The 14,583-nt window shown below is 43.6% G+C and carries 15 protein-coding genes; 8 read left to right on the plus strand and 7 right to left on the minus strand.

All coding sequences use genetic code 11. The features are described 5' to 3' along the window. The first annotated feature begins 274 nt into the window (after positions 1-274). The 3 genes from NI389_RS06405 (at position 275) to NI389_RS06415 (ending at position 1,884) form a co-directional block, all read left to right on the plus strand. Positions 275-430, plus strand: coding sequence for a hypothetical protein (locus NI389_RS06405; RefSeq protein ID WP_208844032.1), 156 nt, complete (start codon positions 275-277; stop codon positions 428-430). A gap of 59 nt (positions 431-489) precedes the next feature. Next, a complete protein-coding gene (locus NI389_RS06410; protein ID WP_208844032.1) occupies positions 490-645 on the plus strand; it encodes a hypothetical protein in 156 nt (51 codons plus the stop codon). Between the two features lie 270 nt (positions 646-915). After that, positions 916-1,884 carry a methylenetetrahydrofolate reductase gene (locus NI389_RS06415; RefSeq protein ID WP_308362080.1) on the plus strand — a complete coding sequence of 323 codons (969 nt, stop codon included), beginning with the start codon at positions 916-918 and terminating at the stop codon, positions 1,882-1,884. Between the two features lie 99 nt (positions 1,885-1,983). Here NI389_RS06415 and NI389_RS06420 read toward each other — a convergent pair whose 3' ends face one another. After that, entirely contained in the window at positions 1,984-3,210 is a 1,227-nt protein-coding gene (locus NI389_RS06420) for a DEAD/DEAH box helicase (RefSeq protein WP_308362081.1), read from the minus strand. A 107-nt stretch (positions 3,211-3,317) separates the two neighbouring features. After that, positions 3,318-4,013: a DUF3581 family protein gene (locus tag NI389_RS06425; RefSeq protein WP_308362082.1), complete on the minus strand. Its 696-nt coding sequence runs from the start codon at positions 4,011-4,013 to the stop codon at positions 3,318-3,320. A gap of 120 nt (positions 4,014-4,133) precedes the next feature. On the opposite strand from NI389_RS06425, the gene NI389_RS06430 reads away from it, so the two are divergent. After that, positions 4,134-4,928: an SDR family oxidoreductase gene (locus NI389_RS06430; protein WP_308362083.1), complete on the plus strand. Its 795-nt coding sequence runs from the start codon at positions 4,134-4,136 to the stop codon at positions 4,926-4,928. Between the two features lie 186 nt (positions 4,929-5,114). After that, entirely contained in the window at positions 5,115-6,731 is a 1,617-nt protein-coding gene (locus NI389_RS06435; RefSeq protein ID WP_308362084.1) for a methyl-accepting chemotaxis protein, read from the plus strand. A 54-nt stretch (positions 6,732-6,785) separates the two neighbouring features. Here NI389_RS06435 and gltX read toward each other — a convergent pair whose 3' ends face one another. The 3 genes from gltX to proB form a co-directional block, all read right to left on the minus strand. Next, the gene (gltX, locus tag NI389_RS06440; RefSeq protein WP_308362085.1) at positions 6,786-8,270 is read right to left on the minus strand and encodes a glutamate--tRNA ligase; all 1,485 of its coding nucleotides are present in this window, start codon (positions 8,268-8,270) and stop codon (positions 6,786-6,788) included. A gap of 117 nt (positions 8,271-8,387) precedes the next feature. After that, the gene (locus NI389_RS06445) at positions 8,388-9,353 is read right to left on the minus strand and encodes a GGDEF domain-containing protein (RefSeq protein ID WP_308362086.1); all 966 of its coding nucleotides are present in this window, start codon (positions 9,351-9,353) and stop codon (positions 8,388-8,390) included. Positions 9,354-9,422: 69 nt separating this feature from the next. Further along, entirely contained in the window at positions 9,423-10,574 is a 1,152-nt protein-coding gene (proB, locus tag NI389_RS06450) for a glutamate 5-kinase (protein WP_308362087.1), read from the minus strand. Positions 10,575-10,734: 160 nt separating this feature from the next. Here proB and NI389_RS06455 point away from each other — a divergent pair, with 160 nt between their 5' ends. Then, positions 10,735-11,652 (plus strand): DMT family transporter, encoded by a 918-nt coding sequence (locus NI389_RS06455; protein WP_308362088.1) that lies wholly within the window; start codon positions 10,735-10,737, stop codon positions 11,650-11,652. Positions 11,653-11,661: 9 nt separating this feature from the next. After that, positions 11,662-11,871, plus strand: coding sequence for a hypothetical protein (locus tag NI389_RS06460; protein WP_308362089.1), 210 nt, complete (start codon positions 11,662-11,664; stop codon positions 11,869-11,871). 43 nt (positions 11,872-11,914) lie between these two features. On the opposite strand, the gene NI389_RS06465 is transcribed toward NI389_RS06460, so the two are convergent. Continuing rightward, the gene (locus tag NI389_RS06465) at positions 11,915-12,415 is read right to left on the minus strand and encodes a DUF1543 domain-containing protein (RefSeq protein ID WP_308362090.1); all 501 of its coding nucleotides are present in this window, start codon (positions 12,413-12,415) and stop codon (positions 11,915-11,917) included. Positions 12,416-12,511: 96 nt separating this feature from the next. Here NI389_RS06465 and NI389_RS06470 point away from each other — a divergent pair, with 96 nt between their 5' ends. Beyond that, entirely contained in the window at positions 12,512-14,173 is a 1,662-nt protein-coding gene (locus tag NI389_RS06470; protein ID WP_308362091.1) for an amidohydrolase, read from the plus strand. Positions 14,174-14,227: 54 nt separating this feature from the next. Here the strand turns inward: NI389_RS06470 and NI389_RS06475 are convergent, their stop codons facing one another. Further along, complete coding sequence (locus NI389_RS06475; RefSeq protein ID WP_308362092.1) at positions 14,228-14,458, minus strand: YgjV family protein; 231 nt, start codon at positions 14,456-14,458, stop codon at positions 14,228-14,230. Positions 14,459-14,583 lie beyond the last annotated feature (125 nt).

The following is a 14,583-nucleotide window of genomic DNA, read 5'->3' on the forward strand; positions in this document are numbered from 1 at the left end:
CTAAATTATGTAAACAATTGTTTTGATGTAAATCTCAATTCTCTCGAACACCTTCGCTTTAATTCACAAAGGAAAATAATAAAAAAAACCTCTCTGCCCCAATGACAAAAAATTCATTTAATTACAGCTAGATAAGGACATAGATGCAATAAAAGGTAAATTTATTATTTAATTTTGTTAATTTTTAATGAATAAAATATTGACTAAATTATTCTTCAATGGCACGTTAGTTCAAGAAGTAATCACTTCGTTAACCTATAAAAGGAAATTCACTATGTTGAAAATCAATAAGAAGAAAATGAAAGAATTGTCTAACTCAGTTAAGGCAATGCCAATCGAGCAAACCCCAGCAGTAGCAGGTGGCTGGGCTCCTACACAAGATGGCACAGGTAACATGACGTGCGTTGTTGAAACGTGTAAGAAAAAATAATTTTATTGTCGATTCTCCAAGTAGATAGCAACCTCTGAAAAATAAAAAGGAAATTCACCATGTTAAAAATCAATAAAAAGAAAATGAAAGAGCTTTCTAATTCAGTTAAAGCTATGCCAATTGAACAAACGCCTGCGGTGGCAGGTGGTTGGGCACCTACACAAGATGGTACAGGCAACATGACGTGCGTTGTTGAAACCTGCAAGAAAAAGTAATCGGTCCTTGTTAGCAAACTGAGCTTGTCTCAGTTTGCTTTTTCCTCATCCCCCATTTTTAACGTAATTTTCCATTCAATTTCTGTCCCAAGCTTTATGTGTCTTCAGCTTTAACCAATTGAAATCTCTTACTCTTCCCTCTTTATTGCGCAAATCAACATGAACAAAATTCATAATCATTGAAATTCTTTCACCAAAAAAATCTATCTAGACGTCTAAATGGCTGCTATATTACATCCTATAAGCAAGATTACGCTGGGAATGAGGAACATGGCGCTTTCACTCGAAGAGAAAATTTTAGACCCTAATCAGGGGGTCTACTTGATTGGTACCACACCACCAAAACACGGCACAGACGACGAGCAATTAAAAAGTATTGCTGAAAAACTGTTAGGTCGCCTGCATGAAATTGAATATGACGGTGTGGTGATTTATGACATTCAAGATGAAAGCAGCCGCACTGAGCTGCCACGTCCATTCCCTTTTAAGCAAACCGTTGACCCACGTAAATACAGTCAACTTTTGCGAGAAATTTCACATTTAGACGTCATAACTTATAAGAGTGTGGCACAGCGAGGTAAAGCGGAATTTAGTGAATGGCTAAACGAAACTAAGCGCGAATATGGCCTAAAAAACCTTGTATTAGTGGGGAGTCCATCGTCGCACGGAGACATAAAACTGTCTTTAAATGACGCATATCAAACGCTTGAGTCCCATGATGAGTCGTTCTTTTTAGGCGGTGTGACGATTGCTGAACGTCATGCAAACAAGCGTAATGAACACCAACGTCTCATTGAGAAAACGGCACAAGGTTGTGAGTTCTTTATTTCTCAAGCCGTTTACAACGCACAAGCGACGATTGATTTAATCACTAGCTATGCAAGAACCTGTCGCCAACAAGGGATTGAGCCAAAGCGTATCATTTTAACGTTTACACCTTGTGGTGGTGAAAAAACACTTACGTTTATGGAGTGGCTAGGCATTTCCGTTCCAGAGGCAACAAAATGGCGGATCTTAGATTCAAAGGAACCTCTAAGTGAATCCATCCGTATTTGTCGAGAAAACCTCGATTTAATCCTAAAAAGTTGCTCACATTTAGATGTACCGCTTGGTTTAAACATTGAAAGCTTAACCAACCGCAAAGAAGAAATTGACGCATCCATGAATCTTTATCGATTATTGAAAGCGACGATGGAGCTTTGCCTTGCTGAAAAGCAAATATCAGCCGTATCAGCTTAATCCCGAAAAATTCCTATATGCTTGCTAAAAGCCATGCAATTGCCAATGCATGGCTTTTTATCTTTTAGTACTTACTCCGAATAACGAGTTACTCCGAGCTTAACGACGCTTCTTCGCTCGCTGCCCAAGAATGCGTTTCTTATCTCTTGCTTTTCGAGCGCTCGTGGAATTCCGTTTGATACTCTTTGGCTCTCGTGTTAAATCCGGTTCAAACCCTGAAACCCATTGAGGTGTCAAACGCTCATCGAGCAGGACTTCTAACTCTTGTAGCATCCAGTCTTCATCTACGCTGACAAACGACAGTGCCAAGCCTTCTTTACCAGCACGCCCTGTTCGCCCGATACGATGAATGTAATCTTCTGCTACAAACGGGAGTTCCAAATTCATCACAACAGACAATTCAGGAATGTCTATCCCTCGGGCGGCAACATCGGTTGCAACCAATACGCGAATTTTCCCTTCTTTAAATTGCTCTAGGGCTTTGTTTCTGTGGCCTTGAGTTTTGTCGCCATGCAGTGCGGAAGCTTGCAACCCATCTAAATTAAACTCTTTTACGTACTCATCCACTAATTGTTTTGTTCGTGCAAAAACCAACACTTGACGCCAATTGTTTTTGCCAATTAAATACGCCGCCAATTTTTGCTTTTTCTCTTCATCAACGGCAAAAAACTGTTGTGTAATTGGCGTAGCAGCTTTATTGGTTCCTTCAACACTTACCCTTATCGGATTCTGTAGCAGTGTTTGCGCCAATTCTTCAATGGCTTTGTCTATCGTGGCGGAAAAGAGTAAAGATTGGCGACGAGCAGGTAACCGTCGTCGAATACGTTGAATTTCATCTTTGAACCCCATGTCTAACAGGCGATCCGCTTCGTCGAAAACAACGCTTTGGATATCGTCTAATTTTAGGGAGCCTTTAATTAGGTGATCCAATAATCGCCCAGGCGTCGCCACCACAATATCAACACCTTTTTCAAGCTTTTCACACTGAGGACCGATATTTGCTCCACCTTGTAACAGAACAAACTGAATTGACGTGTCCTCCGCTAATGCTTCACCATGCTTCATAATTTGCTGAGCTAATTCACGTGTCGGTGCAAGGACAAGGGCTCTTGGGATCCCAAGGTCCGAGTGCTTCATTATTTGGTTTAACACAGGCAATAAAAAGGCTGCCGTTTTCCCACTGCCCGTTTCAGCACTCGCAAGCAGATCGTTGCCAGTAAGTACGGCAGGAATTGCATCACGTTGAATTGGCGTCGGTGAAGTGAACCCCAGTTTAGTCAGGGTTTCCAACAGGATTGGATCAAGGCTCAAAGATTGGAAGGACATAGTGACTCGCTTTTAACAGTAAGTCTCTATTATACCAGCCCTTAACAGATTAGTAAGTGCTCATCCTGATGTAACATCAATTGGACGAGCACACCGTTGAACTCGGTTTAGCGAAGTGTCGTTTTACGATTGTTGTAGTACTCAATCAAAGAAGCGACTTCTTGTTCACAGTACGATTTAATGCCTGATACCAGCATGTGCTTTTCACCATGACCAACCACGACTCCATCACTAACGAGATCGAATCGAAGCACTATCTTGCCTCGTTTACCATCAAAGCTAAATTCATGCTTTCCAGGTTCCAAATCCACTGTTTTGATGTCGAGTTTTTCTAAAGAAATACTCATCGATTCATAGATAACCATAGGGCGAGCAGGATTAATCATCACATCCTGCTCAGCCATAAGTGGAATAATGACATGAGGGAAAGTCGTACCAGAGAATGCGACATAATTGCGGATCAGCGTTTCAACGAGTGTTTTACACAAACTCGACTCACCTTCACGCTCCACCACCAGCATGGTTTTTTCGCCACTAACGATTTTAATTTCACTACTTGCTTCAGGAAATTCAAGGCGTGATGTCTCATCAACCATTCCCGCAAAGCTGAATGTCATGGATTGGCTAACACCATAGTGTTCCAATACAAGTGAAAAGAGTAAATCTCCTGGAACACAAAACTTTTTTGCATCAATGTCATGCAAGGGATTGAAGTCATCTGCGATTTGCTTAGCAAAGGCACTGCCTTGTTCACGGCTAATGACAACGTAATTTTCATCGTGTTGGAAGAACGGCGTTAACATAATTCACTTCTATTTCCACATTAAAACCGGAGCATATTACCAGAAAACCGATAAATAGAGGTCGAATCTGTTAAAAGAACGTGTCATATTCGAATCATTAAGACTCATTTTAGATGCACAATGACAACAATAACAAACAAAGTCATCTGGATAACGGGTGCTTCAGGCGGTATTGGAGAAGCGCTTGCCATTCAATTCGCCGCGTTGGGGGCGAAAGTCGTGTTGAGTGCGAGACGCAAGGACGCACTGGAACTGGTTCGTTTAAAAATGAACAACGCAGATTCTCATCTTTGCCTTCCACTTGACATTACCGACACCGCCGCGTGTGAAACTGCGTTAACCACAATCCGGGCACAGTATGGACATATTGATTGGCTCATCAATAACGCAGGGCTCAGCCAACGAGCTCTGATTATCGATACTACGATTGAGACAGACCGTCGCTTGTTTGAAGTCGATTTCTTTGCCCAGCTTCAGCTCACGCGTATTGCGTTAGATACCCTTATTGCACAAAAGGGAAAAGTTGTCTTCGTGTCTAGCGTCGCCGGCCTCGTTGGGACGCAATATCGAGGCAGTTACAGCGCAGCGAAAGCCGCGCTTCACATGTGGGGAAATTCACTTCGCGCAGAACTTGGCGATACGGGACTCACGGTCGCCAACGTGTTCCCTGGCTTTGTAAAAACGGATGTTTCGATAAACGCGCTAACAGGGGATGGAAAGCCGCTAGGTGAAATGGACAATGCGCAAGCAAATGCCATGTCAGCACAGGAGTTCGCGCAAAAAACACTCGCGGCACTACTCAAAAACAAAAATTATATTGTCGTTGGTGGCTTCAAGGAGCGACTAGCCGCTTGGGTTTCACGTTTCTCACCCGAATTACTCTATAAAATGATCCGAAAGAGTAAAGTACGTTAATCTTTGCTTTGCAGATAGCTTTGGCGAGCTATCTGCATTTCGCCAATTTAAAGCCCTTTACTTCGTTCAAACTCACTTCTCCCGACAAAAACACCCACATTACGTGCGAATTCATGAATATAGATTACAGTTAATGGTGAACCATCCAGACAGGTAATCACAACAATGCAGTTAAGCAACTTATCAATGAAACAAAAGTTTTTACTGTTATCTAGTTTGATTTGCGCCATTTTTATCCTTTCTATGTGGGCAATAAAATTATCCAATGACCGAGTTGCCAATAATTTCAGCCACTTTTATAACGACAACTTTAGAGTATTACGCTTAAGTGCCGAAATAGAGCGTACGCAAGTCGAAATAACCTCTGAAATTAGAGGGTTGCAAGTCGTTTATCTACTAAAACTCAATGACCAAGCAGGTGAATTCATCGACCGAATCGACGATAAACTCGCACTGACACCTAAGCTTTTTAGTGAGCTCAAACGCTATTATCAGGGCGATATCAGCCAGATAAATCAAATGGATAGGTTACTGAGTAACTACCAAAAGGCCGCTGCACTTTTTAAGCAAGAAATGGAAAGCCAACCAGATAACAAAGCGCCCTACCCCGTGTTCAAGGCCTTTGTGGATGCCCTCACCGAGTTGAATCAGTTTTATTCCAAATTTACTGAGCTGAATGAACAAAGCGCGAATTTGGCAAAACAAGATAACGATGTTGCTATTTCTCAAGCCAACTGGCTGTTTTACTTGTCCGCCATTGTGGCAATTTGCTTATCTGTACTATTAAGCCACCTGATTGCCGCAAAGGTGAATCAAGGCTTGAGCAAGCTGCGCCAAAGTGCCAATGCGTTGGAAAACGGTGAACTCGATTGTTTATCCAGTGTTGAAGGCGAAGACGAAGTTGCTGCATTGAGCTCCGCGTTAGACGCAACCATCAAACATTTAAACAACACCTTACAAAGCATCAAACAATCTGCGGACATTGTTGGAGAAAATAGTCTGGCGCTAAAAAAGTCTAACAACGATATTCATCAAAGTGTCGTGGAGGTTTCCGACAACACCACACAAGCCGTTACTGCCATTGAAGAATTATCGGTGACGAGTCGTAGTATTGCTGTGAACACCTCAGAGACAGCTCACGCTAGCGACTCAATGATGAGTTTGGCACAGTCAGGTCTCAGCGCCTCCGAGCAAACAAAAGACGCGGTAGTGCAACTCTCTGAAACGCTGGCCAATGCCGCGAGTGTCGTCAATAAACTTCAAGCCGAGTCAAATCGCATCGAGACCATCCTCGATGTCATTCGTAATATTTCCGAGCAAACCAATCTCCTCGCGCTCAACGCTGCTATTGAAGCGGCTCGAGCAGGAGAGCAAGGGCGAGGCTTTGCCGTTGTCGCCGACGAAGTCAGAACGCTCGCTCAGCGCTCACATTCGTCAGTAAATGAAATAGAAACCATGCTTTCGCAATTAAAAACGGCAAGCGAAAATGCAGTAGGGATGATGAATGACAGCACTGAGGTAGCAGCAAATGCCGAGCAGAAAATGACGGAGAGCAATCAGCTGATTTCACAAATTATGAACACCATCCATCAAGTGAATGACCAAACCCAGCAAATTGCAACCGCTGCAGAAGAGCAAAGTGCTGTTGCGGGTGACATCAGCTCTAACATGCATGAAATTCAAACGCTTAGCGACCGAACCTCACAAATTGCCATCACGACAACGACGGCAAGCAACGAAGTCGCCGCACAAATTCAAGATGTGTTGAAAAAAGTCGCGTTTTTCAAGTTTCATCGAAAATAATCTCAAAAAACAAAGCCTCCCAAGGGAGGCTTTGTTTTTAGCGCGATTAAGTGCTTATGCTTTTGGGTAATCGCGATACGCTTTTTCGAGCGACTTAGCTTGTTTCTTTGACACACCAATGTGGTTAAGCGCCACACGCAAACGAGCACGTGATAGGTCAGAACCAAGAATTTCCATTGCATCAACGACAGATGTAGATGATGTTTTTCCCGTAATCGCGACGAAAATAGGCTCTAAGAAATCTTTAATCTTCAATTCATGGAATGTCGCAACCGCTTTTGCAATCGCAAAAATTTCCGTTTTGTTCCATGTACGTAGCGCTTCCAATTCCCAAATAAAGAATTGCAGTGATTGACGCACGACCTCTTCATCCACTTTACCTGCAGTCAAAAGTGCAGCATCATACTGTGGAATACCCGCAACAAAATGACCAGCCAAATCAACAAGATCCGCTAAAGTATTAATACGTGTTTTAGCTTCAGGCAAAACGCGATTGAATAACTCAGCATTAAATTTCCAATTGATAAAGCGAGCCATCAACTCTTCATTGCTCAAGTTTTCACGGATCCAAAGACCATTTAACCAATTAAGCTTATCAATATCGAAAATTGGGCCACCAAGCGAGACACGTTTCATGTCAAAGTTTTCAATCATATCTTGAAGCGAAAACTTTTCACGACCATCTGGCATTGACCAGCCCATGCGGCCTAAGTAGTTCAATAACGCTTCAGGTAAATAACCCATTTCTTTATAGTAATTGATTGAAGTTGGATTCTTGCGCTTAGACAGCTTCGATTTATCTGGGTTACGAAGTAGCGGTAAGTGCCCCAATTCAGGTGCTGTCCAACCTAAATCTTCATATAGTTTAAGTAATTTAGGTGCAGAGTTGATCCATTCTTCACCACGGAAGATATGACTAATTTGCATGTGATGATCGTCAACAACGTTTGCTAAGAAGTACGTTGGGAACCCATCTGCTTTTAAAAGCACTTGCATATCAACGTTTTCCCACGGGATTTCAATCTCGCCACGTAGGTAATCGTTAAACTTAAATGTCCCTTCTGCTGGGATTTTCATACGGATAACGTATGGCTTACCCGCTTTTAAATTCGCGTTGATTTCGTCTTCAGAAAGTAAAAGACCACGACCGTCGTACTTAGGCGTTAAACCTTCCGCCATTTGTGCTTCGCGCATCGCATCAAGTTCTTCCGATGTCGCAAAACAATAGAACGCTTTACCCGTTTCAACCAATTGCTGAGCATATTTTTGATATAGTTCTGTACGCTCTGATTGACGGTATGGACCAAATTCACCACCCACATCAGGACCGTGATCCCAATCCAGACCTAACCAACGCAGGCTGTCCATAATTGCTTGTTCAGACTCTTTAGTACTACGTACTTGGTCAGTATCTTCAATACGAACAACAAACTCCCCACCTTGCTGTTTTGCAAAGCAGTAGTTGAAAAGTGCAATGTATGCGGTACCTAAGTGCGGATCACCCGTTGGCGATGGCGCGACACGTGTGCGGATAGTCATGTTGAATCTCTTTTACTTAGTGTAATAAATGGAGGCGATCCTATCATAGCCGATAACGGTCTCAAATAGGTGTTGATAAGTTTGACGAGGGTATTTGACCATGGTGTTGCAAATCACTTAGAAAAGTTCGATATCACTGTCATCCAACTGACTTTCGGGCAAATTTAACGCCGTAAACGCAGTGACGCGATTCCGTCCTTGATGCTTTGATTCGTAAAGTGCCATGTCTGCTCGATTGACCAAGGAGGTTACTTGGCAAAAATCTCGTACTTCTACGAAGCCAAGACTAACGGTGACTCGCCCCACCTGAGGAAATCGGTGTGCACTCACTACTTCCCGCAATCGCTCTAACGCTTGCATTGCGGCGGTTTCGCTTACACATTGAAATAATGTGGCAAACTCCTCCCCGCCATAACGAAAAACATAGTCTTCTGCTCGAAAATTTTGTTTCAGTAACTGTGCAACCATGAGGATTACTTCGTCTCCGATGACATGCCCATAGTTGTCATTGACGGACTTAAAGTGATCAATGTCAATCATCGCTAGAAACCAAGTTCGCTCAGGCTGGCCTCCTCTGGGCTGGTTAAAGCCCGAGCCCGCCATAATTTGTACCACTTTTTGCTCGAAGGTCTGACGATTAAGCAATTCGGTTAAGGGATCAAGCCTCGCATGACGAAGCGTCGCAAGTTGATTGATGTACACAGACGAAAGATAGGCCAACACGACGAGTAGAGTATCTTCCAATTTACCCATAGAGCTGATGCATACGATACCAAACGTTTTCTCTTTGTGCCGAATTGGCAATACGATAAGCCCCTTCCGGGTGAAAAAAATTTGGTTCAGAGGCAGATTTGCTGCTCGTTCAAAATACGACTCGACGTCGAGCGAGTGAATAAGCTCATGGCCGTAAATAAACGAAGGTAAAAGATCTGCGACAAAAGTGCGATTTAGCCAGAGCCCAAATGTTCCACCATGAAGCGCTTTTTCTAAGATACATTGATATACGTCGTCCAGATCCGAGTCGTCGAGTTGTTCGGTTAAGGCAATAGCCCATTCATGACCACAACGTAACACTTTATCCATATTGACCTAAGAGGACCTGAGCAAAGCTTGCTCGCTAGCTCAGGTTAAGTACTTGACAATACTGTAAGCTTAGTTGAATTTTTGAGTTTTGTAGGCAATTTCAGTGTGTTCACCTTGGAGGACAACTAAGTCGTCACGGTGTAACACAACACTCGATGGTATGTACCCAAGCAAACTGTGTAATTCGCTCGAATGTGCACCTTTGATTAGCGCGAGTTCCTCATGATTAAAGCGACTTAACCCTTTGGCAAACACGGCGCCTTTTTCATCACACAATGACACTAATTCCCCTATTGAAAACTCGCCTTCAACTCGAGTAATCCCTTTTGCAAGTAAACTCGCACCTTTGTCTTTAAGTGCATGCACGGCACCATCATCACAAATGATTTTACCGCTGCTTTTCGGCCCTGCTAACAACCATTTTTTACGCCCATCAATCGGTGCTTTGAAGCAGACAAACGTTGTACTTGGCGCGTTGCCTGCGAGTGCATCAGTGATAATATTGGGCGCACTTCCTCTGGCAATGAGCACTTCCACACCGGCACGCGTGGCAATTTCTGCGGCTTGCAGTTTTGTCGCCATTCCGCCCGTACCCAATGAAGTACCACTGCCACCCGCCAATGATTTCAATTCGTCAGTGATATGGTGCACTTCATGAATAAAGGCTGCATCAGGATTGTTTCGAGGATCGGCTGTAAACAGGCCCGCCTGATCCGTAAGCAACATCAACTTGTCGGCATTGGCGAGAATCGCCACCATTGCCGACAAATTATCGTTATCACCGACTTTAATTTCTGCCGTCGCGACAGCGTCGTTTTCGTTGATAATCGGGATCACCTCAAACGCCAGCAGTTGAGTCAGAGTATCGCGCGCGGTTAGGTAACGACTGCGCTCTTCAACATCAGCACGAGTCAGCAACATCTGCGCGACAGTAATACCATATAAAGCAAATAAATTTTGCCACAAATGAATAAGTTGCCCTTGTCCAATGGCAGCCAGCATTTGCTTTTCAACTAAACTATTGCCACAAGGTCGATTAAGCGCCGCTCGTCCTGCTGCTACCGCCCCACTTGAGACAATAACCACTTGATGTCCTTGTTTTTTCAGTTGAGCACACTGCCTAACTAATTCCACCATTTGTGCGGTGTTAAGTGACGCTTGCCCTGCTGTTAACACACTAGTGCCCAGCTTGATTACAATAGTTTGTGACTTACCTTCCACGACTCATTCCCCAATTTTCGTGACGTTGCTTTAAACGTGTTGCAGTGCACAGAAGATAACGGCTTTTTATTGATCTAAACAAGTAAATTTTCTTCAATCTCATTCTATCGAATACCGTGCGCTGTGATACCATTCTCGCGTCTTGAATGGGAGTCTAAAAATGCCAGCAGGCTTGTGTCTTTTAATTGCTACTATGCTTTGGGGTAGCTCGTTTGTTGCCTTGAAATTTGCGATTGACTTGTACGATCCCCATGTGGTCATTTTCTTTCGCATGTTGACCACGCTTATCTTGTGCGTCGTCCTGTTCCGTTACACTAAACGCTTCACCTACCAGCCTGGCGATCTTAAATACCTCCTTGCTATGTCTTTGGCTGAGCCTTGCTTGTACTTTCTCTTTGAAGGGCACGCAATCGAATACACCTCCGCCTCACAAGCTGGAGTCATTGTGGCCTGCTTGCCGCTTATCGTCGCCTTGTTGGCGTATTTTTTACTTAAAGAGCGATTGAGTAAAAGCATCGTGAGCGGCTTTACCTTGTGCATTGGAGGCTCAATTGCACTGACATTACTGTCACCAAGCTCCGAACAAGCGCCCAACCCCTTGCTTGGCAACACATTGGAATTTTTAGCAATGATTTGCGCTGCATTTTATACGGTAAGCGTAAAACGCTTAGCCACGCGTTATTCGCCGCTCGCCCTTATTGGCGTTCAAGGGTTGAGCGGCAGTGTCTTTTTTGCCTGCTTTTTACCGTTTAGCGATTTACCCGATTTTTCAGCGCTAAACCAAGATGCAGTGTTGAGTATTTTGTACTTAGGCTCGGTTGTGACACTGGGTGCCTATGGGCTTTATAACTACGCAATAAGCCGTGTATCTGTTTTAACCGCAGCGGCTTACTCTAACCTCGTCCCAGTTTTTACTTTGCTGTTTTCGGCCGTCCTACTCGCAGAGCGTTTAAATTTTTGGCAATGGGCAGCGATTGCCTTAGTCTTCGCGGGTGTAGCCATTAGCCAACGTCATAAAGAAGTGCATTTACTAGAAGACACCCCTGCTGATTCTGAATTAACTGTAACGCAACCTTAAGGAATAGTGATGACTAAACATAACGGGAAAAAAGAACTATCTATGCTGCCTTTGCTGTTTGTGGTGATAGTGATGTGCGTTGGAGGTCATTTTATTCTTCAACCGAATTATCAAGACAGCCATTTTGCCGAGTATTTCCTTGCCGCGCTGCCTTTTCTTATGTTTGGCATTGTGGTGATTGCGATTCGAAAAGCAATAAAAGCGGAAAACAAAGAATAGGGGCAACCTCGTTGTCCTTATTCTTTGCCGTACCTAAATGCCGTTATAAAATATGATAACCAAACCAATCAGGGTTTAGGGTTTGTGATTCGCCGCTCGGGATTAAATGGATATGATATTCTGTGTCGAGTAAGTCAATCGAAAAGCAATCGTCGACTTCATGCAAATTGTCTTTGTGCTGATGCGACATACCCACTAACAATTGCGATTTAGCTTTTTCTTTTGCTTCATGTTCATTTGTGGCTGCGATTAGCGCAAATTCATGTTGCTCAGCCAAGCTTGTTGGAATGTAACCACCTAAATTGACAAAGTACAATTTCAATTCTGAACTATTGGCTTCTTTTTTTAATTCAACTGAATAGCCATCAACATGCTTTACTTCCACGTAGCTATCCATATGAACCGCATTTTTATCGCCAACCCATTGCGCTTTCAACTTGGCATAAGTTTGTTCAATCGTTTCGCCAATAACAAAGCGAACATCGTGCATTTCGATATGGCAACCAGCAACTCGGCCACCAAGATAAACCATAAATAACTTCATTCTATTCTCCCTAAATTCAGCATAAGTCTATCTCACACCTCTGGGCGATTACACGTTAATTTGATAGGGTGAGAAAAAATCAACAAGGACATCAACATGAAAAAATGGCTTATCGCTGGGTTGTCGCTGATTTGTACAAGCGCACTGGCCAATACAACGCTAATTCATAATATCTCTGGCTATACACCCACCCTAAAGGGAGCTACACACTCCTTTTCTGTACTTGTTGTACGAGATGGCAAAGTCGTTGCGACGGGCAACGACGACATGCTGAAACAATTTCCTGAGGCAACTCGTTATGATGGTAATGGAAAAACCCTATTACCCGGCCTGATCGATGCACATGGTCACATTATTGGTCTTGGTAATAACCTTGTGGAGCTTGACTTACGCGGCATGACGTCAATTGAGCAAATCGGAGAAAAACTGAAAGCGTACAGTGACCACTTTGATGGAGAATGGATAGTCGGCCGAGGCTGGGATCAAACGCTTTGGCCTTCCCAACAATTTGGCAGTGCAGCAGACTTAGACAAATACGTAGGTAACCGCCCCGTAATGCTCACTCGTGTGGATGGCCACGCAATTTGGGTCAACTCCAAAGCGATGCACATAGCGGGTATTGATGAAAAGACGACGGCACCAGAAGGTGGTGAAATCATTTACGCTGGCAACCACCAACCAAGCGGCGTATTTGTCGATAAAGCCGAGGAACTCGTTCGAAAACATGTACCCGCAGCATCGGAGCACGATGTGAAGCGAGCATTGAACAAAGCATCTGAACACTTACTTAGTCTTGGTATTACGTCTGCGCACGATGCGGGAATCGATTATACAACATGGCAAGTATATCAAGAACAAGCTAAAAACAAGGCAATCCCAATTCGCATTTACGCGATGTTAAGTGCGTCTGATCCAAAATTAGAGACCATGCTTAAAGCTGGCATCATCAAAGATCCGAACGACCACCTCTCTGTTCGTAGCGTGAAGATCTACGCTGATGGCGCATTAGGAAGTCGTGGAGCGGCACTTATCGATAGCTACAAAGACCGACCGGGCCATCATGGATTGATGTTGGAAACATACGATAAACTGCGTGAACTAATGAGACTGTCGTTTAAACATGGCTTCAGCGCAAACACCCACGCTATCGGTGATAAAGCAAACCGAGTAGTGCTGGATGCCTACGAGGCTGAATTCAAAAAAACAGGGGGTAAGTTGCTACGCAATAGAATAGAACATGCCCAAATTGTCACGCCAGAAGATATCCCAAGATTTAAAACGCTTGATATTATTCCTTCAATGCAACCGGTTCACGCTACTTCTGACATGCACATGGCAGAGAAAAGACTTACCGATAATCAATTAGCGGGCGGTTATGCATGGCAAACCTTTTTAAAACAAGGCAGTAAAATTGCTGCTGGGTCCGACTTTCCTGTTGAGCTGGCCGAACCGTTCCACGGACTTTACTCCGCGGTAACACGTCAAGATCCACATGGGCAACCGCAACAAGGCTGGCGAGCAGAGGAAGCGTTAAGCCGAGACCAAGCACTGCGCGCGTTTACTTTAGATGCTGCCTACGCTGCGTTTCAAGAACATAAACTGGGTAGTTTAGAAAAAGGCAAATGGGCAGATTTTATTTTAATTGATAAAGATTATTTCAATGTTCCTGCACTTGAAATTCGAGATATTCAGGTTGATGAAACGTGGGTAGCGGGACAGTTGGTGTATAAGCGAATGGGGCAAAAAGACGATAAATAAGCGGTAAAAAAATTGGCGAGCTATTGCTCGCCACATCAAATGCAACAACCGAGGTTAATCGATTGTTGGCTCTCTCTCAATGTGCAACTTGTACAAATGATAAATGTTTAAAATGGACAGTAACCCGTTTGTAATGGCAACAGGCAATGCTTCAATCGCCAGACCATAAATGGTAAAACAGATACAACCGACCAAATTAAACCATCTCAGCTTCACCACATCCGTCATAGTGAGCGAGATAACCAAAAAAGCGGAAGCAAAATAGCCTAAATATTCCCAACTCATTTGTTCTCTCCTCTCTCTTAGGTTAGCATAACCAATGGTGAGCTAAGATTAGCAAATAAAGAAGCCAACTCACCAGAAACCCAAAAAACTAGGTACAACCCTAACGTAAGCTCAAAACACGGGAA

Source organism: Pseudoalteromonas xiamenensis (assembly GCF_030994125.1).
GTDB classification, from domain to species: Bacteria; Pseudomonadota; Gammaproteobacteria; order Enterobacterales; family Alteromonadaceae; genus Pseudoalteromonas; species Pseudoalteromonas xiamenensis_B.